Consider the following 21,007-nt stretch of genomic DNA (forward strand, 5'->3'; position numbering starts at 1 on the left):
TTCCCAAACCATTGATTTTACTGGTACGAGCAAGTCTATAAGCCGAGTTCTGTATTAGACAATCATCTATCTAGGCCTATTGTTTCCAATAAGCTCAAGCGATACACCCAGAGACGGGACGGGCAGCCCCATATGTCTCTCTATTCGATCTTGCTTCAGATGGGGTTTACATAGCCGTAAAGTCACCAGTACGCTGGTGAGCCCTTACCTCACCTTTCCACCCTTACCAGTTAGATAAATCTAAACTCACAAGTAAACTTGTTCTGGCGGTATATTTCTGTTGCACTTTCCTTAGAGTCACCTCCACTGGGAGTTACCCAGCACCCTGCCCTATGAAGCTCGGACTTTCCTCTCCTGATAAATCAGCAGCGATTGTCTGGCTTACTCGCAAGATTTATATTATCACATCTCAATGTTAATTGCAAATTTTTTCACCTTAATCTCTTATATTGGTAATATTCTTTCTATTTAAAGCAAGATATTTATTAATTTTTTCTTCATTAAAAGTTATTTTTTAATATATGCAAAATTTTAATTTAGGTATTTAACTAGTCTAATTTTAGATTTTTGAAATAAAAAAACTTCAAGGAGTATATCCTTGAAGTTTTTTTATTAATATTAAATTTTAAAGTCTGTTGGATTATATTCTTTTGCTTTTGGTTCACCAAAAATAGCTTTGGCACTTTCTGTTTTAGGATCATGATTAATATGTTTGTGCGTATTTGTTTTTTTCTTTTTCATTTTGTTTCCCATAATTACATCATCTCCTAATTCTTTTTAATAAAATGCAAAACATAGATGATAAAGCTTAAAAATAAAATTTAGACTTTAATTTTAATATTTAAGACATATTCTTTAAACTTTTCAATCATTATTGAATTTTATTTATGTCCTATGTCTTACAACATTATATTGTGCAATTTTTTTAAATTTATTCTAAAAAAACAGTTTCATTATAAATGGGTTAACTACTGTAACCATCCATGCACCAACTGGTGGCACTATAAATAAAACCATAGGAATTGCACCATCTTTTTCTGTGATGCTTTGAATTGTAGACATTGTACTAGCTGGCATTCCTAAATTAAATCCAACATATCCTGCTGCAACATAAGCTGCCATTGCATTCTTTTTATATACTTTGAACACTACATAATAAGCTATTAATATTATTATAATAGTGTTTAATATTATTAATATTAAGCTATAAAAATCTAAACTTAATATAGATTTTAAATTAAACATAGCATAATTTGATACTAACAACATAGATAAGCAAAAATTTCCTAATAAATTTATTGATGGAACTTCTATTTCATAAACTTTTGTTTCATCAATAATTAATCTAAACACTAAACCTACTAAAAATCCTCCACCTGCTGGATTTATATATTTGCCAAATCCAAATTTTGTAGGTAACATGCCTATAAATATAGTGATACCTATCAAAGCTAAATTTTTCAAAAAACTCATTGGATTAAAAGTTGGTTCTTTTATTTTAAGAGTCTTTGATAAGTCTATTTTTTCTGATAATTTAGCATATAGTATACATGCAACTATAGTCCCTATATAAAGCATTAAAACTGATATCCCTAACAACATATCAGTTTTTTCTTTTATATCATTTGCTAGAAATGGCATAGTACTTAAAAGTGTATGGTCTCCACCAATTCCAAGCGAACCCAATATTGCTGACTCTACATGACTTTTTTTTAATATTGCTCCAACTGAAAAACTTAAAATATTTTGAATAACTAATATCAAAGATGAAAAAAATAAAAATATCATTTGTGGTTTAAATCCCTTTTTAAATGCATCTTTATTAATTCTTAATCCTATAGTTCCAAAAAAGCCTGCTACAAATATAGGTGTTAAAGAAAAATCCCCATCTACTTTTGTAAATCTATTAGCTATTAAAAGAATTATAGCAAATATTAGTCCTCCTATTAATGGAGCTGGTATATAATATTTTTTTAAACATGATGTTTTATTTTTTATTGTATATCCTAATATTAAAAATATAATTAATAAAATCACTGTTTGAATTGCTGTAAATTTCATATTTTTCCTCTTTATTTACATGAATTACATGGAATTTTTCCATCATCATATAATTTTCCTGCTACATAAGCAGCTACTTCACCTGTTATTTTTATACAGTGATTTTTTCTCTCTTGTGATCCAAATTCAAAATCTTTAGTCATAACCCTACAACAAGTACTTTTATAAATACTCTTTATATGATTATGAAGTTCTTGTGCTTTAGGAAACATATCCTCCTGCATAGCTTCTCCATGGCATCTTCCATAAACCATACCTAGTGACATAACACCTCCACTAACAGCTCCACACAAACATCCAGCCTTACCTACACCAATTGGAAATCCCGATGCAAGTTTTGTAACATCATCTGAGAATGGTTTTCCAAGTAAATCATTTATTGTTTTTACTACTGCCTCTGAACAAAAAAATTCTCCTCTTTTGAAATACCCTTCTGCTGTTTCTCTGACTTCTTTAACTAACTCATCCTTATTCATAAAAAATCCCCCACATTCTAAAAATTAATTTTTTCACTTTTAAAATTATATTAATAAAATATCTATAATTCCATTTATATTTTAGTGAAAATTTTGTTACACTCATGTAAATTATATAAAATATAGTTTATTATGTCCAACTATATATATAAATACAATTTTTTCTACTATTTGTATTCCCTATATTAAAATTTTTTAATAAATTTATATAATTTTATTTTTTAAATTCCAATTATTATATAATAAAAAACTACTTAGAACAAAACATTTATTCTAAGTAGTTTTTTATTACATTACTTTATATGGATCAGAATTTTTTTCTGATATAATAATTTCATTTTTATATCCTTGACTTTCTAATATGTTTTTAAATTCATTTGCAAATGAAACCATGGGTAACCATTCAGTTACAAAATGACCTGCGTCAATGAGCGCTACATCTTCTTCTTTTATATCACTTACATAATGATATGTAGTATCACCTGTTATTATACAGTCTGCACCTTTTATTTTACTTAATGCAAGATAATCCTCACCACTACCATTAATTATAGAAATAGTTTTAATTTCTTTGTTTTCTTCTCCACAAAATCTTACAAACGGAGTGTTAAAATTATTTTTAACTTTAATACATAGCTCTTTTAAAGTTATTGGTTCTTCAAGTTTTATTATTCTTCCTATTCCATGACTTCCACCATTATATCCTAAAACCTTGCTACAATCTAAAACTTTAAAATCATTATATCCTAAAATTTTAGCAGCCATATCATTTATTCCATTTTTAACTGAATCCAAATTTGTATGACTTGAATATACATTTATATCATTTTTTATAATTTCTATTATTTTTTTCCCTAAAAGAGTATCTGTAGTAATAGTTTTAGGTCTCTTAAATAATATCGGATGATGAGATAGAATAAAATTACATCCTTTTTCTTTAGCTTCATTTATTACATCTAAAGTTACATCTAAAGTTACTAATATTTTTCCTACTTCTGAATTTCTGTCCCCAACCATTAACCCAACATTATCATAGTCTTCTTTTAATTTTGGTGGAGCATATTTTTCCATTATTTTAATAATATCTTCAACTTTTAAAAACATAATAAAAACTCCTCAATTTTCTTTATATTTTTATCTAGCTCTTTTTTTCTTTTAATTGCAGATTCAGTGTTTTGAGTTAATGTACTACATATACTATTATATTTTCTAAGTTTAAATTCTAAATACTCCTTCATTGTAGAGTCTTTTCTTTCAAGTAAGATTTTACTAATTTCATAGTATATAGGGTCAATTATCTGATCTTTTCCATTATATCTTATCTTTAAAATTTCATAAAACTTATTATCTTCTTTTATAACTGCCTCATCTATAATTTCAATTTTACTCTTATATATATATTCTCTTAATACTTCTGGATTTTGAACTGGCTGAACTATTAAATACTTAAGGCTTTTGAATACATTCATTCTTTCTTCTATTATATCTCTTATTAAATTTCCACCCATACCAGCTATAATTCCAGCTTCTACTTCACAAGGCTTAATTGTAGTAAGTCCGCCTCCAAGTCTACACTCAATTTTTGACTGTAGATTATACTTACTAACATTATCTTCTGCTTTCTTAACAGGTCCTTTGTTTATGTCTGATGCTATTGCTCTTTTTATTATATTATTATTAACTAAATATATAGGTACATAAGCATGATCAGTACCTACATCTACAACACTTTCTACTTCAGTTATCATATTGCTTATTTTTTCTAATCTATTACTTAAATTCATTTCGCACTTCCTCTATATAGATATAAATAACATTCTAAATTGCATAAATAAGAATGCTCCCGCTATTATTAATGGCACATATAAGTATCTATATGCTACCTTTTTGTCATATTTAGCATAAAAATAAGATGCATAGTACATACAAAAGAATAAGCCCATGTTTAATACACCATAAGTCATCTGAGCTGATGCAAATTCCTTAGACGTTCCCATTGTAACAGGATTAAGCTTAGCATCATATGAAATAGGCATAATTGATGGCAATCTTTGCGTTAAATATAATATTAACGGATTTAAAATCAATACTATTATTATTATACTAGTTAAAATTACAGGAATTCTAAATCTCCATTCTTTATATAATTTATGAACTTTATTAAATTTCTTTTCCCAGTCTATTTCATTTATATTATTGTTATGAAGTATATTTTCAAATTGTTCTACATTAATTGGCGATATTGCATAATTAATTTCATTTGTCTTTAAATATAAAACATCTTCATTATTCGTTACAAACATTCTAGTAGTACCAATCTTTTTAATAACAGTTCTTCCTAATCCAAAATTATTAGTTACTAAACCAGATAATTTTACGCCTTTTATTTTTCCACTAATTTTTTTATATCCTTCTATTTCTTTTATGGGTATTGTTATCTTTTTTAATCCACTAAATCCTGAAATAATTATTTCATTATCATAAATATAATACTTTAAGGTCAACCATAAACCTATATAATAAAACCAATATATATCATAGCATACTATTACTAATTTTAATAAACTCAAAATCACATATGAATTTATATACTTTAAAATAAATATCAAAAACAAATTACACATTAATGCCATTAAAAATATCCATAGCATTTCTTTTCTTCGCTTTGAACCAAATTCCACTTTATCACCTCTCTTAACAAAATCTTATCTTTAATTAAATTATATACTATATTTTTGTATATAATTATAACATAAAATAAAACTTCGGTAAATTTAATAGAAAAAGCCAAAAGATAAAACTCTTTTGGCTTTTTATTAATCTAAGTAATCTTTTAATTTTTTACTTCTACTTGGATGTCTTAATTTTCTTAATGCCTTTGCTTCTATTTGTCTTATTCTTTCTCTAGTAACATTAAATTCTTTACCTACTTCTTCTAATGTTCTAGCTCTACCATCATCTAATCCAAATCTTAATCTTAAAACTTTCTCTTCTCTTGGAGTTAAAGTTTGTAATTGATTAATTAATTGCTCTTTTAGCATGGTAAATGCTGCTGCTTCTGCTGGTGCTGGTGCTTCATCATCAGGTATAAAGTCTCCTAAATGACTATCTTCTTCCTCACCTATTGGTGTTTCCAAAGATACTGGCTCTTGAGCAATTTTCATTATTTCTCTAACCTTATCTACAGTCATATCCATTTGTTTTGCAATTTCTTCCGGTAATGGTTCTCTTCCCAATTCTTGTAATAATTGTCTAGAAACTCTTATAAGTTTATTTATAGTTTCAACCATATGAACTGGTATTCTTATTGTTCTAGCTTGGTCTGCTATAGCTCTTGTAATCGCCTGTCTTATCCACCATGTAGCATAAGTAGAGAATTTATATCCTTTTCTATAATCAAACTTTTCAACAGCTTTTATTAATCCTAAATTTCCTTCTTGTATTAAATCTAAGAATAACATTCCTCTTCCAACATATCTTTTTGCAATACTTACAACCAATCTTAAGTTTGCTTCTGCTAATTTTTTCTTAGCATAAGCATCACCATTTTCAATTTTTTGTGCTAAATCTATTTCTTCTTCTGAAGATAATAATGGAACTTTTCCTATTTCTTTTAGATACATTCTAACTGGGTCATCTATAGTTATTCCTTCTGGAATAGATATGTCTAATTCTTCTTCTTCAACTTCTTGCATATCTCCTACAACATCTATTTCCATTGACTCTAAAACTTCATAAATTTTTTCAATTTGTTCTGGATTTAAATCAACATCGTCTAATTCATCTACAATTTCCTTGTATGTTAAACTACCTTGTTTTTTTCCTTTTTCTATTAGTTTTTTTACTATAGCAATTCTTGAGCCTTTATCCTTATCCTTCATATAGTTCCCTCCCTTCGTTCTATTGCAATCCTTTTAGGTTCTTTTGTATATTAATTAATTCTTGAGCGTATTTTAATGACTCTTCCATCAAGCCTTTAGATTCATAATGTTTTATTCTATTCATAATTTCTTTTTCTGACTCCTCTAACTTATATTTTTTTATAATCTTAGCGCAATCTTGTATTATTTTATCATTATTGCAATCTACATTATCTATTGAATATTCCATTAGGTTTACAAACTGTTTCATTGTATCATTATCTTTACAATTATTTTCAATGTTTTTTATTTTTTCTTCATAATTTAAATTAGAAAACCTCTCTATTAGTTCATAAATGTTTTTATGTGAATTTGATATAAATCCTAGCTCATCTATTAAAGATTTTGCTGTATCAAAATACTTGGTATGTTCTAATATATGTTTTATTAAAATTCTTTCTGCTTTTATACTTGCAGGTTCTATATAAGTATCCCGCTGAAATTTATCTAATAAATTTTCTCCAATACTTTTATGAGCATTTTTTTGATTAAATTCATCAGTTAATATTTCATCTTTAACATTGAGTTTTTCTGAAATTTTCTTTATATATATATTTCTTTCAAATTCGCCTAAATCCTTCAATATATTTAGTGCTAAATTCTTATACTTTATTATCATCTCATTATCTCTAAAATTTATTCCTTCTTCTGCCTTTTTTAATCTATAATCTATAAAAGGCAATGCATTTTTAACTAACTTCTCAAAGGCATCTTTTCCATATGTTTTTATAAATTCATCTGGATCTTTTCCACTTGGAACAGTTAAAACTCTAACTTCCAAACCTACTTTTCTTAAAATTTCTAATCCTCTTAAAGTAGCATTTTGTCCTGCTGTATCTGCATCATATGCTATAATAACTCTATCTGCAAACTTTTTTAAAATCTTCGCTTGATTTTCTGTTAAAGCAGTCCCTAGTGTTGCAACTACACCTTTTATTCCATTTTGATATAATGATATACAATCCATATACCCTTCAACTATTATTATCGTTCTTTGAAAGTCATCTTTAAGTGCAAAATTTAAACCATATAAATTAGTTCCCTTAAAGAATAATGGTGTTTCTGGCGAATTTAAATACTTAGGCTTTGAATCATCAAGTACCCTTCCTCCAAATCCAATCACAGTGCCTTTATAATCAAAAACTGGAAATATTATTCTGTTTCTAAACCTATCATAGTAATTATTCTTAGGACTTTTTATTATTAATCCTAATTCTTCAATTTCTTTATCACTATACTTTTTTCTTTTTAAATACGTTCTAAGATTTTGCCAATCATCTAATGCAAATCCAAGACCAAATTTATTCATAGTTCTTTCTTCTATATTTCTATCTTTTAAATATTTTATAGCAACAGGATTCTTTCTTAACAAAGAAAAAAAATACTTGGCAGCCTCTAAATTAATATTCTTCATTCTTTCATACCGCTGTTTTTTTTCTTTATTTACTCCTCCTTCTTCTTCCACTTCTACTCCTACTTTTTCTCCCACTCTTTTAACTGCCTCTGGAAAAGATAAATTTTCAGTTTTCATAACGAAACTAAAAATATTACCTGCTTCTCCACAACCAAAGCATTTATATATTTGTTTATCTGGAGATACCGTAAAAGACGGTGTCTTTTCACTATGAAATGGACATCTTCCTAAAAAATTTCTTCCTGCTCTTTTTAGTGAAATTTTTTCAGATATAATATCTACAATGTCCGCTTCCTCTTTTATTTTTTGGATGACTTCTTCTGAAATCACTGGTTAAAATCCCACCTTTTAAATTTCTTTTATTCAAATTCGACAAAAAAATTAAAATTCCTTCTTTTTTTATTTATTTTTTGTCAGTATTAATATTTTACTTTTTATATATTCTTTATAAATTAAAAATTTCCTTCAAAAAATTCAATTTTTATATTATTTATTTAAGTATTTTATATTATTCCCTTAAATATTATAAATACATATTATAATATTATAAAAATAATATTTTTAATATTCATTAACATACATACTATTAAAGAGCAAAAGACAATATTTGCTACTCTTCTCTTAATATATCAATAACTTCTTAATTTAATACTTTTCATTTTGTGATTTTTACATATAATCTGTATAAATTGAGATCTTTTTGTAGATGATTATAACAGATAATCATTTATAATTTTAAAAACAAATTTTGCCTTTTTTCTTTCTACTTTTAAAATATCTCCTTTATATGTTTTTTTAAACATAAAATTTATAAGTTCTTCTAACGCATCTTGTGTCTATGAAAAAAACTCTACTACTTTTATTACTATTTTATTTTTAACTTCATCTAAAATGCAATTTCAACAAATATATTAATTCTTTCATTAATAATTTTGCCCTAAATTTTTAATTATACTACTTGGAATGTCATTTTTAGCTAATAATTTAGCTCTAATAAAATCATCTATATCATGATTTGTATATGCAATTTTATATGCATATTTTATAACTTGTCCTTCTAATGTAAAAGATTTTTTTGAATTTAAATTAAATCCACTGTGATAAAGTATGCCATCTAATACTTCATATGTCAAATCTAATTCAACTATATCCTTTTCACTGGTATTTAATAATAAAATTATATTACTTCTACTTACTCATCATAAAAAACTAATACTTTAACTATAGTTTTTATACTACTTTTATTTATATCTTCGAATAGTTTTCACATTAATGTAAAACTATTTTCTCATTTTTTATAGTTTTTCTTTTATATTAAACTAATTATACCTAAAAACCTATAATATCATTTATTCTACTGTTGTACTATAAAAACCTCTATTTTTATATATATTTATTTAAATACTATTAATTCCAAAATGCCAAAAATTTATTTAATAATATATTTACTTTATTTTTTTATATTCATGTATATTAATGTTTTTTTATTAATATGTTTATAATGTAATCTTTTATTAAGGAGTGTTCTGATGAGTAAAGTTGTAAATTCTAAAAACAATTTAGAGTTCTTAAATGAAGATAATATAAAAAAATATGTTCTCACTAATTACAACTTGGAAAACTGTGATGTAAAACAAATCAAATTTAAAGATACAGAAAAACAAAGAGCTGTTTACATGATAAGTGATAAGGATAATACATATTGTCTTAAAAAAGTTTATTATCCTATTGAGGATTTACTATTTATTTATTCTGCAACTGAATGGCTTTATAGACATAAAATAAATGTTCCTAGGATTCTATCCACCAAAAATCATGGACGATTTGTTATATATAATAATATGCTTTTTATTCTTACCCCTTGGGTAAACGGTGAAAAATGCGACTTTAATTCTCAATATGAAGTTATTTTATGTGGAAAGACACTAGGTGAAATCCATAAGTCTTCAGCAAACTTTGAACCTATACATGGTTGTACCAATAGAATTGGTTGTTCAAAGTTTTATACTTCTATAAATAAGCATTTCAATAATCTCTTACTTTACTCTAATTATGCTTATAAATATAAAGATAATTTTTCTAAATTGTATCTAAAAAATTTTGATATAAATATAAAGTTAGCTTCATTTTCTAACAAAATAGCATCAACTATAAATGAAAATAACCTTTCTACCTCTATGTGTCATAATGACTATGTAAGTAAAAATTTAATTTTGGATAAAGAAGATAATGTTTGGGTTATAGACTTTGATAAATGCAAAATAGATTTTTGTTCATTGGATATAGGTTATTGTTTGCGACGATTATTAAGAAAAGAAAAAAATGAATGGAGTTTACCACTTACTTTACATTTTTTAGATGAATACGAAAAATCAAATTCTTTAAATTTAGACGACTACAAATATTTACTTTCATATTTAACTTTTCCGCAAAAATACTGGAAAATTTCTAGAGATTATTATGCTAATATAAACAAGTGTAATAAAAAGTCATTTATTATGCTATTAAAAAAATCTGTTTCTTTATCTGAAAAACAATATAGTTTTGCGTTAAAATTTAAGAACTATATAGAATATAAATTTGATACTATTCTATAGGGAAACAAGTTCAAATTCAAAGTAATATTTTTATCAAATGATACTAACTCTATTACAATTTCTTACTATATTTATATTGGAAATCAAGTAAGAAGTAAGAGTGATGAATTAATATAAATTTACGCAAAAATAAAGGCATCTTCAATGATGCCTTTTATTTTAAATATTTTATTTACGTGGATTTTTAATTTGTGCTTGTGCTGCTGCAAGTCTTGCTAATGGCACTCTAAATGGTGAACATGATACATAGTTTAATCCTACTCTATGACAGAATTCTACTGAAGATGGATCTCCGCCATGTTCTCCACAAATTCCTAATTTTATTGTTGGTCTTTCTTTACGACCAAGTTCTGCTGCTAATTTTACAAGCTTGCCTACTCCATCTTGATCTAATTTTTGGAATGGGTCAAATTCATAAATTCTCTTATCATAATAGTGTTTTAAGAAGTTTCCAGCATCATCTCTAGAAAAACCAAATGTCATTTGTGTTAAATCATTAGTTCCAAATGAGAAGAATTCAGCTTCTTTAGCAATTTCATCTGCTGTTATTGCAGCTCTTGGAATTTCTATCATTGTACCTACAAGATATTTAAGTTCTATTCCACTATTTTTAATAATTTCATCAGCAACCTTATTTACTACATTCTTTATATATGATAACTCCTTAACTTCCCCAACTAAAGGAATCATTATTTCTGGAATTATATTATATCCTTTTCTCATTTTAACATCTATTGCAGCTTCTATAACTGCTCTTGTTTGCATTTCTGCTATTTCAGGATATGATACTGCAAGTCTACATCCTCTATGTCCCATCATAGGATTAAATTCATGTAAATGTGCTATTGTATCTTTTAAATTTTCAACAGTTATATTTAGATCTTTTGCAAGTTCTTCTATATCATCTTCTGCTGATGGTAAGAATTCATGTAGTGGTGGATCTAAAAATCTTATAGTTGCTGGTTTTTCTTCTAATTCTTCATAAATCTTTATAAAGTCTTGTTTTTGCATAGGAAGTATTTTCTCTAATGCTTTTCTTCTTTCTTCTTCAGTGTTAGCAACTATCATTTCCCTAACTGCCATTATTCTATCTGTGTCAAAGAACATATGTTCAGTTCTGCAAAGTCCTATACCTTCTGCACCAAATTTAATAGCTTGTTCAGTATCTCTTGGTGTATCTGCATTTGTTCTTACTTTAAGAACTCTTATTTCATCAGCCCAACCCATAAGTGTTCCAAAATATCCACTTATCTCTGGCTCAACTGTATTTATTTGACCTGCATAAACATTTCCTGTGCTACCATCTATAGAGATGTAATCTCCTTCTTTATATAAAACATTATTTACCTTAAATGTCTTTTCTTCTTCATGAACTTGAATATCTCCACATCCTGCTACGCAACAAGTTCCCATTCCCCTTGCCACAACTGCTGCATGTGAAGTCATTCCTCCTCTTACTGTTAAGATACCTTCTGCCGCTATCATTCCTTCTATATCTTCTGGAGAAGTTTCTAGTCTAACAAGTACAACTTTTTCTCCTCTTTCTTCATGAGCTATCTTTGCATCTTCTGCTGTAAAATATACTTTTCCACAAGCAGCTCCTGGTGATGCTGGCAATCCTTTTGTAATTGGTTCAGATTTTTTTAAATCTTTTATATCAAAATTTGGATGTAATAAAGTATCTAATTGTCTAGGTTCAACCTTTAAAACTGCTTCTTTCTTAGTTATCATTCCTTCTTCAACTAAATCAACAGCAATTTTCAAAGCTGCTTGTGCAGTTCTTTTACCATTTCTAGTTTGTAAGAAATATAATTTACCTTCTTCTATAGTAAATTCCATATCTTGCATATCTTTATAATGGCTTTCTAATTTATTAGCTATTTCTATAAACTCATCATATATTTTAGGCATATCTTCTTTTAATTTACTTATAGGTGATGGAGTTCTTATACCTGCAACAACATCCTCACCTTGAGCATTCATTAAATATTCTGCAAATATTTTCTTTTCCCCAGTAGACGGATTTCTTGTAAATCCAACACCAGTACCAGATGTTTCACCTTTATTTCCAAATACCATTTCTTGAACATTAACTGCTGTACCCCAACTTGAAGGTATATCATTTAATCTTCTATATACTATAGCTCTTGGATTATTCCATGATCTAAACACTGCTGTTATAGATTCTATTAGTTGAACTTCTGGTTCCATTGGGAAATCTTGATTTTTTTCCTTTTTATAAAATGCTTTAAATCTTTTAACTATTTCTTTTAAATCTTCCGCATCCAATTCTGTGTCTAGTTTGACACCTTTAGCATTTTTAATCTCATCCATTATATTTTCAAAATGTTTTTTTTCTACTCCCATTACTACATCTGCAAACATTTGAATAAATCTTCTATATGAATCATATGCAAATCTAGGATTATTAGTTTTGTTAGCCATTACTTCTACTGTTGTATCATTTAATCCCAAATTTAATATTGTATCCATCATACCTGGCATAGATGCTCTAGCACCAGATCTTACTGAAACTAACAATGGATTTTCTAAACTTCCAAATACTTTACCAGTACTTCTTTCCAATTCCTTCATTTTTTCTTTTATTTCACTAACTACTTCTTCTGATATAACTTCATTATCATCATAATATTTATTGCATGCTTCTGTAGTTACTGTAAATCCTTGTGGAACTGGTATTCCTATACTTGTCATTTCTGCTAAATTTGCACCTTTGCCCCCAAGCAAATCTCGCATTGAACCGTTACCTTCTTTAAAAAGGTATACATACTTTTTTCCTTCCATTCTTAAACAACCCCTTAAAACAAAATAATTTAGAAATATATAGTTAAATAGACAGGAAATATACTGTCAAAGAATATTTCCTATCTATCTTCACCCAATTTAACAAATATATTTGTTATACTAGTTTTTGAAACTTTCCCCCTAATTTTAAACACTTCTCTGCCATTTTCTATTTCTTTTTTAACTACAGGTAAACAATCTACCTCATGTTCAATTATTTTTTTAGCAGCATCATAAGCTGAATCTTCTTCTTCTATTAATATTATATTGGGCATTCTTGTCATTATAATCCCTATTGGTACTTTATGAATATCTGATGTCCCCATTGCAGTTTTTATAAAATCTTTTCTTGATACTGCACCTACCAAATTATCATTATTAGTTATAAATAAAGTTCCCACATCATTTAAGAATAAATCTAAAATAGCATTATAAACTGTAGTTTCTTCTGCAACTACTATAGGCTTTGACATAACATCTTTAACCTTTATGCTTCTTATATAATCACTACTAAAGCCTACGGAGTTTCCTTTTGAGTAAATATATCCTACTTTAGGTCTTGCCTCTAACATCCCAATCATTGTAAGTATGGATAAGTCTGCTCTTATTGCCGAACGTGTTAATCCTAACTTTGCAGCTAATGTTTCACTAGTAATTGGTCCATTTTCTTTTACTAGTCTTATTATTTCTTCTTGTCTTGCTGAAAATTCTATTGTCTTCGCCCTCTTTCGATCTAAATTTTTATTAATGCTATTTGCATTCATATTGAATAAAAAACAATATGAAATTACTTCCTATGGATAGTTAAAATTATTTAAATCATAAATATCGATGATAAAAATACAGTATTAATTTTATCATAATATACGATAAGTTCAAAGGTCAGCAAGTACTATTTGCTTCTTTATTTTATCATGTTTAATATGCTTATGCAAATTTTGTTGCATTGAATTGTAAATTTCAAATTATTTTAACTATTCATATTATTCAATAACATATTTCTTACATTTTAAATATAACTTGAAACGCAATAAAAATCAAGTAAAAAGTGTATTACATTTTTTATTTTACGCGTTATTTATAACATTTTTAAAAGCTTATGTGATATATTAATTAATTTGAAATTTGTATTTTTTGCGATATTTTTTTATTCTTGTTTTTATTTCAAGGAAAACTTATACATAATTTTTTTCCGACATTTTATAGTGTCATTCATTAAATTTAAAATTTAAAATTCTTTTTTTCGTATTAAATAAACACCAAACCACTATTATTTATTTACTATTTTTCTAAAAAATTAAATAAAACTAGACATATGTCTAGTTTTCAAAATTTACTTTATATGAATAAGTATTTGATTTAAGAACATGTTCATCTTCTGATTCTCTACTAACATTACTTTTTATTCCGGATTTTATTTCATTTAAACTTTCTTTTATATCTTCCGCAAAGTCACACACAGTTTCTTTAGCAGTATTCATTCCTTTTTTAATAGTTTTATTTATAATTTCAACTGATCCATCTTCTTTAGTTATTTCTATTGTAAGTTTTGATGCAACTACCGTAATTGCACATGTGACTGTAATTATAGCCAAAAGTTTTGGATATAATGCTGTTATCGCACCTGTAGCTATTACCCCTGTTAACGGTATATCTAATATAATTTCATCGTCTTTTTTTATTTTTATCCTTGTTGCATTTCCTTTTTCTATTATCTTCTTTATAGCATTTATTATTTCATCTTTATTAATATTTGTATTTTTTTCTTTCTCATTATCGATTTTTTCGAGATAAATCAGAGCGTCTATTACATTTCCTTCAAATTTTTCTAATATTTCTTTAGCTTCATTATAACTTATTCCAAATCTACTTCTAAGTATATCTATATCTTCTAAAGTTATTTCTTTCATGAATATTCCCCTCCAATTTTGATTGTTTTTTAAATTAAATAACTAACTAAACTTCATTTTGAAATTTTATTTATTTAATAAATTATTTTTCAAAAAATTCTTTCAACATATCCAAACTTTTAGGTCTTCTCTGATAATTAGTGCTTATTATTTGAGCTAATATTTTATAAATTTCTTTTCTAGCTACCTCATTAACCTTTACCCTACTAACTTTGTCTAAGGTCGAATTATTAAGAAATTTTAATATATTATAAGCCATATTAGTTATTTTTGTTCCATAACTTTTCTCACATTCATCACAAATTGCACCTAAATATTGAAAAGATATGTAATTAGAATTTTTCATTTTTTCATTACACATTGAACAATAATTTAAATTTAATTCATATCCTGTATATTTTAACACTTTAAGTTCAAATGCTCTTGATAATAATTCTAAATCAACCACTTTACTCCTCATTAGATAAAAACAAGTAATAAATTCCTTAAATAATTCAAATTGCTTTTCCTCATCTTCTGAAACTATATCTATAAGTTCATTAAAATATGTACCATATATAAGATAGTCAAAATCATCTAAAAACTGTTGAAAAGATTCTATTATTTTTCCTTCATTTAATATGTACATACTTTTGCCCTTATATAAAGTGAACTCTCCATAGCAAAAAGGAAGAGTAATCGACATAAGTTTACTTTTATTTTTTCTAGCCCCTTTTGCTATTAGAGATATCTTGCCTAACTTTTCAGTAAAAAGCCATACTAATTTATCATTTTCTTTATAATCTTGAGTTTTAATCACAACTCCTCTAGTTGTTATTATATTCACTTTTGACCTCTATTTTTTATATCCTAATTCTTTAAGCATTATTTGACTATCTCTCCAGTCTTTTTTTACCTTTACCCAAAGTTTAAGTGATACTTTAGTTTCAAAAAACTTTTCTATATCTTGTCTTGCATATGTAGAAATCTTCTTTAACATAGTTCCATTTTTACCTATGATTATACCTTTATGTGAATCTTTTTCACATAACAAATTTGCATCTATGTGATATTTGCCACTTTCATCTTTTTTCATTGATAATATTTCTACAGCTATACCATGTGGCACTTCTTTTGATAGAAGTCTTAATGCTTTTTCTCTTATAGCTTCCGTAACTATAAATCTTTCTTGTCTATCCATTATCATATCATCTGGATAATACTTAGGTCCTTCCGGAAGTTCTTTTACTATAAGTTCTAATAATGTATTTACATTTTTACCATTTATCGCACTTAAAGGAATTACTTCTGCAAACTCAAACTCTTTTGAATATCTTTCAATAGCTTTAGCTACTTTATCCGCTGAATTTTCATCAATTTTATTTATAAGTAAAAATATAGGTATGTTGCACTCTTTAAGTTGATTTAATATATGTGCATCCCCTCTATTTATTTCATCCTCTTCTGGAGTTGTTATAAATAAAGCAACATCAACTTCTTTTAAAGAATCTTTTGCAACATTCACCATGTATTCACCTAGTTTATGTCTTGGTTTATGCATTCCTGGTGTATCTACAAATATAGCTTGGTAATCCTCTGTTGTTTTTATTGTTTGTATATTATTTCTAGTAGTTTGAGGTCTACTTGAAACTATTGATACCTTTTCACCCATTATATAATTTAATAATGTAGATTTTCCTACATTAGGTCTACCTATTATTGTTACAAATCCTGATTTAAACATTCTTTCCTCCATTATTTTATAAGGTCAGCTTTAGTAAAAGCTCCTGGTAAAATTTCCTCTAAAGTTTTTATAATATAATCTTCTTCATTTTTTACAATTATAATTTTTCCGTCAGTTTCTAAGAATTCTGCAATTACTTGTCTACATATACCACATGGTGATGTATATGTTGACATATCTCCAACAACTGCAATTGCTTTAATCTTAGTATGCCCTTCTGAAACTGCTTTAAAAATAGTTGTTCTCTCCGCACAGTTTGATGCTCCATATGAAGCATTTTCGATATTGCATCCTGAATATATTGTTCCATCTTCTGTTATCAGTGCTGCTCCAACTTTAAAATTAGAGTATGGTGCATATGCATTTTCTCTAGCTTTTATAGCTTCTTTAACGATATCTTTATATTGCATTTTTACTCCTCCTAAATATACCATTATCCTCAAGTCAAATGTCAATTGACAATTAACATTTATGGTTAATATTATTTATTTCACTCTCACTATAAATGTAAATTAATTCAAATATACACTATATATTAATGCCGTATATAAAATTATTTTTTCCATGAACATTGGAATATAATTATATTACAAAATACTAAATTAGTCATCTTTATTTTAAATATAATTTTTTTATGTTAGAAATTTATATAAAATAAGTGTTAATAATATGCCAAATAATGCCCCACATACAACTTCTAAAATTGAATGTATTTCAGCATCTACTCTACTTTGTGCTACTATTATAGCTAGTAAATATGATAAAAGCATTACTATTGCATTATTGCTTATTAAAGTTATTGTTGTTGCAATAGAGAATGATATAACACTGTGTCCACTTGGCATGCCACCTTTTAGCGGTGTACCTTCACCAAATATAGCTTTAACTATTAAAGTAACTATACTAACAATTATAAGCATTAAAAATATCATATGCGGACTACTATTTTTTATCTTATTTAACACATTCATCGAAAAAGGTAATAACCTATCCCAAAAAATTATATACCCAACTAACACAGCATTCAATGCAGTTATTAAAACAGCACCTGCTGCAACATTCTTAGCTATTTTAGCAAGTGGATGATAATAGTTAGTAGTAGCATCTATAGCACATTCCACTGCTGTATTTACCATTTCAGCTACTATTACCATGGTTATCGTTATAGTAGTTATTAAAAGTTCTATTTTGGTCAAATCATAAAAAAAGCATAGTGTAAGTACTATCAATGTTGCAAAAACATGTATTCTCATATTTCGCTGTGTTCTAATCGAATATATTATCCCCTCTATAGCATAATTAAAACTATCTAACATCTTTTTTACTTTCATAAACATATCACCCTATTTTATAGAATTTAAAATTTAACTCATAGTTAAATTTACACTTAACTATGAGTTAACATGAATTTTATAATATATGTTATGTAATTATATATTATTTATTAATATTTTTATCTAGTTATATTAAATTTAGTCATAATTTCTTCTTCTCGATTTCTCATTACCTTCTTCTCATCATCTTCCATGTGATCATATCCTAAAAGATGCAACATTGAGTGAACAGTTAAATACATAACCTCTCTTATAAATGAATGGCCATACTCAATACATTGTTCCTTAGCCCTTTCTAACGAAAGCGCCATATCCCCAAGCACTAACTTACCATCATCTAATTCATATGGTTCAAACTTATAATCAGAATACATATCTTTAAAATATTTATCTTTTTCATAATCTAACATCGGAAAAGATAGTACATCTGTAACTCTATCTATATCCCTTTGCTCATTGTTTATACTTCTTATTTCATCATTATCAACAAAAATTATACTTACTTCATAAGGAACATTAACTTTTTCTTCTTTTAAAGTATATCCTATAATCTCTGTCATTTTTTCTTCTAACTCATTTGTAACTTCAATTTTTTCTTGTCTATTATCTATCAGTATCATTATTTATCTCTTTTGCCTCCAATTTATCTAATGGATATTCCACTCTTTCATGGTATATACCTCTTAATACTTTTAAAAATGCTTGCTTTATTTTATTTATATCTTTAAATGTTAGGTTACAATTATCTAATTGATTTTCATTTAATTTGCCCTTGAATATATTATCAACCATAGATTCAATTTTTTCTTTAGTTGGGTTTTGTATAGACCTAACTGCCGCTTCTGTGCTATCTGCAAGCATTATTATTGCAACCTCTTTGCTTAATGGTTTAATCCCCTTGTATTTAAAGTCCTCCTCTTTTACATCTTCTGGATTTTCACTTGAATTTTTCATAGTGATATAAAAGTATTTCACCAAAGAATCTCCATGGTGCTGTTCAATCACATCTCTAATAATTTTAGGAAGTCCATATTTTTTAGCCAGCTCTACTCCATCCGTTACATGAGATGTAATTATAAGCGAACTAACTTTTGGAGAAATTCTATCATGTGGGTTTTCACCACTAAATTGATTTTCTTTAAAATAATATGCTCTTTCTATTTTTCCAACATCATGATAATATGCACCTACTCTTGCCAAAACTGAATTTGCTCCTACTTCTTCTGCACCTAATTCTGCTAAATTAGCTACTAAAACACTATGGTTATACGTTCCTGGTGCTTCTAGTGATAACCTCTTTAAAAGAGGACTATTAGGGTTTGCAAGCTCTAATAATTTTATATTAGTTACAATATCAAAAGAGTTCTCTAGCACCGGCAAAATGCCTATAGCTAATATTCCTGATATTATACTTCCTAGAGATGTAAACCCAGCCTGAATAATAACTCCTCTTATATGATTACTTAATATATATCCTAATGCCAACGAGAATACAAAGTTAAATACAGCAAGATACGCAGCTACATGCAATATATCATTTCTTTGCTGAACTTTTTTTAACATAACAGGAACTGCTACTGCATTAAAAAGTGCAATTATAATTACTATAGGATTAAACTTTACAATTACACTCATAAGTATAACGTTTAATATATTTATAATTACTGATGCTCTATTATCTACTAAGATACTAATAAGTATAGGAACACAAGCAAATGGTATAGCATATGGCGATATAATGTTTAAAGTAGTTGCTAATATCAATGATATGATCGTTAAAGTGTTTATAACCAATATTTTATTATTCTCACCATATATATCACTTCGTACATTTTTTAAATAATACCATTGCATAATTACAACTGATAGAATAAGAACAAGTAATGCAATATATATATATATCCTCAATGAATTGTCTTTATCAAGTAACCCAAGTTCTTTTAAAACTTCTATTTGTATTTGATTTATCGGTTCCCCTTCTTTAACAATAATTTGATCCTTCTTTATTATTACAGGTTTTACCTTCTTTTTAGCTTCTTCTCTTTGTTCTTGAGTTTTATCATAATCTATAAAATAATTAGGCTTTACTTGAGAATATCCAACATTCATTCCTATATCTTTAAGGTTTTTAGAAAATCTAGAATTATTAAATATTGTTGTTATCATTCCTTGTGCTAATACTATGTCTTGTGGCTTATCTTCATGTATTTTCATTTCATCAAATAGTTTCGTCATAGTATTGGTTGTAAAACTTCTAAGTTCTTCGAGTTCTTTAACTGTAGTCTTAGCTATCGCTTGATAATTTTCCTCTGATAAGTTACTAATCTTTAATACTTTCTTAAGCTCTCCTATTTTCCTCTCTTCCGCTTTAGTATCTTGTGCAGAAACATTTTCATATTTTCCATTTACTTCTATTGCATCTTTAAAAAATTCTTCTATATTTTTTATGGCATTTTGACTTACTTCTCCATTATAACTATATACATCCGGAATATGTTTTATAGCTTCCTCTTTTTCAGTTTCTGTAGCAAGTTGATTTTCTATGTCTTTAGGAGCCTTTATATCTACTTTAGCTATATCCCCCACATTTAAATCATAAGTTTTTGTTATTATAGAAGTAGAAAGTATAAGATATATAATTAATGTTACTATTAAAAATACTATTTTATTAGATATTTTAAATACATTAAATTTTTTTCTTTTTTTACTTTGTATTTTATCCATAAAATACCTCCGACTTTCTTCTCTCTAGTGAAAATTTTAAATA

Annotated in this window: 19 protein-coding genes and 1 other RNA gene; 1 reads left to right on the forward strand and 19 read right to left on the reverse strand. The window is 26.8% G+C overall.

Translation table 11 applies throughout. From position 1 onward, the window contains the following. Positions 1-22: 22 nt before the first annotated feature. The 10 genes from rnpB to BN346_RS20300 all read right to left on the reverse strand — a co-directional run bounded on the left by rnpB (position 23) and on the right by BN346_RS20300 (position 9,004). Positions 23-388, reverse strand: an RNA gene (rnpB, locus tag BN346_RS20305) — RNase P RNA component class A. Positions 389-618: 230 nt separating this feature from the next. Continuing rightward, positions 619-753, reverse strand: a complete 135-nt coding sequence (locus BN346_RS22160) for a CPC_1213 family protein (protein ID WP_278245479.1) — start codon at positions 751-753, stop codon at positions 619-621. A 183-nt stretch (positions 754-936) separates the two neighbouring features. Further along, positions 937-2,061 (reverse strand): sodium/glutamate symporter, encoded by a 1,125-nt coding sequence (locus BN346_RS00300; protein WP_034438082.1) that lies wholly within the window; start codon positions 2,059-2,061, stop codon positions 937-939. Positions 2,062-2,072: 11 nt separating this feature from the next. Beyond that, a complete protein-coding gene (locus BN346_RS00305) occupies positions 2,073-2,537 on the reverse strand; it encodes a C-GCAxxG-C-C family protein (protein WP_034438083.1) in 465 nt (154 codons plus the stop codon). A gap of 288 nt (positions 2,538-2,825) precedes the next feature. Then, positions 2,826-3,641, reverse strand: a complete 816-nt coding sequence (locus tag BN346_RS00310) for a Nif3-like dinuclear metal center hexameric protein (RefSeq protein ID WP_034438084.1) — start codon at positions 3,639-3,641, stop codon at positions 2,826-2,828. After that, complete coding sequence (locus BN346_RS00315; protein ID WP_034438085.1) at positions 3,632-4,321, reverse strand: tRNA (adenine(22)-N(1))-methyltransferase; 690 nt, start codon at positions 4,319-4,321, stop codon at positions 3,632-3,634. Before BN346_RS00315 ends, BN346_RS00310 begins: the two co-directional genes overlap by 10 nt. Before the next feature lie 12 nt (positions 4,322-4,333). Continuing rightward, positions 4,334-5,218, reverse strand: a complete 885-nt coding sequence (locus BN346_RS00320) for a PH domain-containing protein (protein WP_051539800.1) — start codon at positions 5,216-5,218, stop codon at positions 4,334-4,336. A gap of 135 nt (positions 5,219-5,353) precedes the next feature. Next, entirely contained in the window at positions 5,354-6,418 is a 1,065-nt protein-coding gene (gene rpoD / locus BN346_RS00325; protein ID WP_034438086.1) for an RNA polymerase sigma factor RpoD, read from the reverse strand. Between the two features lie 19 nt (positions 6,419-6,437). Then, the gene (gene dnaG, locus BN346_RS00330) at positions 6,438-8,201 is read right to left on the reverse strand and encodes a DNA primase (RefSeq protein WP_034438087.1); all 1,764 of its coding nucleotides are present in this window, start codon (positions 8,199-8,201) and stop codon (positions 6,438-6,440) included. A gap of 593 nt (positions 8,202-8,794) precedes the next feature. Further along, on the reverse strand, positions 8,795-9,004 hold the full coding sequence (locus BN346_RS20300; RefSeq protein ID WP_051539802.1) for a hypothetical protein: 210 nt from the start codon (positions 9,002-9,004) through the stop codon (positions 8,795-8,797). A gap of 396 nt (positions 9,005-9,400) precedes the next feature. Between BN346_RS20300 and BN346_RS00340 the strand changes: the two genes are divergently transcribed. Then, positions 9,401-10,468 carry a CotS family spore coat protein gene (locus tag BN346_RS00340; protein ID WP_034438088.1) on the forward strand — a complete coding sequence of 356 codons (1,068 nt, stop codon included), beginning with the start codon at positions 9,401-9,403 and terminating at the stop codon, positions 10,466-10,468. A gap of 168 nt (positions 10,469-10,636) precedes the next feature. Here the strand turns inward: BN346_RS00340 and ppdK are convergent, their stop codons facing one another. The 9 genes from ppdK to BN346_RS00385 form a co-directional block, all read right to left on the reverse strand. After that, complete coding sequence (gene ppdK, locus BN346_RS00345; RefSeq protein ID WP_034438090.1) at positions 10,637-13,273, reverse strand: pyruvate, phosphate dikinase; 2,637 nt, start codon at positions 13,271-13,273, stop codon at positions 10,637-10,639. A gap of 80 nt (positions 13,274-13,353) precedes the next feature. Next, entirely contained in the window at positions 13,354-14,037 is a 684-nt protein-coding gene (gene ccpN / locus BN346_RS00350; RefSeq protein WP_051539804.1) for a transcriptional regulator CcpN, read from the reverse strand. Positions 14,038-14,592: 555 nt separating this feature from the next. Next, entirely contained in the window at positions 14,593-15,183 is a 591-nt protein-coding gene (locus tag BN346_RS00355) for a DUF4342 domain-containing protein (protein ID WP_034438091.1), read from the reverse strand. 82 nt (positions 15,184-15,265) lie between these two features. Beyond that, entirely contained in the window at positions 15,266-16,009 is a 744-nt protein-coding gene (gene recO / locus BN346_RS00360; RefSeq protein ID WP_034438093.1) for a DNA repair protein RecO, read from the reverse strand. A gap of 9 nt (positions 16,010-16,018) precedes the next feature. After that, the gene (era, locus tag BN346_RS00365; RefSeq protein ID WP_034438094.1) at positions 16,019-16,906 is read right to left on the reverse strand and encodes a GTPase Era; all 888 of its coding nucleotides are present in this window, start codon (positions 16,904-16,906) and stop codon (positions 16,019-16,021) included. 11 nt (positions 16,907-16,917) lie between these two features. Continuing rightward, positions 16,918-17,316 carry a cytidine deaminase gene (locus BN346_RS00370; RefSeq protein ID WP_034438095.1) on the reverse strand — a complete coding sequence of 133 codons (399 nt, stop codon included), beginning with the start codon at positions 17,314-17,316 and terminating at the stop codon, positions 16,918-16,920. A 222-nt stretch (positions 17,317-17,538) separates the two neighbouring features. Continuing rightward, positions 17,539-18,237, reverse strand: a complete 699-nt coding sequence (locus tag BN346_RS00375) for a diacylglycerol kinase (protein WP_034438097.1) — start codon at positions 18,235-18,237, stop codon at positions 17,539-17,541. Between the two features lie 122 nt (positions 18,238-18,359). Next, positions 18,360-18,860, reverse strand: a complete 501-nt coding sequence (ybeY, locus tag BN346_RS00380) for an rRNA maturation RNase YbeY (protein ID WP_034438098.1) — start codon at positions 18,858-18,860, stop codon at positions 18,360-18,362. Then, positions 18,844-20,964, reverse strand: a complete 2,121-nt coding sequence (locus tag BN346_RS00385) for an HD family phosphohydrolase (RefSeq protein WP_034438099.1) — start codon at positions 20,962-20,964, stop codon at positions 18,844-18,846. The genes ybeY and BN346_RS00385 overlap by 17 nt, the downstream gene beginning before the upstream one ends. Positions 20,965-21,007: the final 43 nt, after the last annotated feature.

This window comes from Clostridium ihumii AP5 (assembly GCF_000612845.1).
In the GTDB taxonomy this organism is placed as follows: Bacteria; Bacillota; Clostridia; order Clostridiales; family Clostridiaceae; genus Clostridium_J; species Clostridium_J ihumii.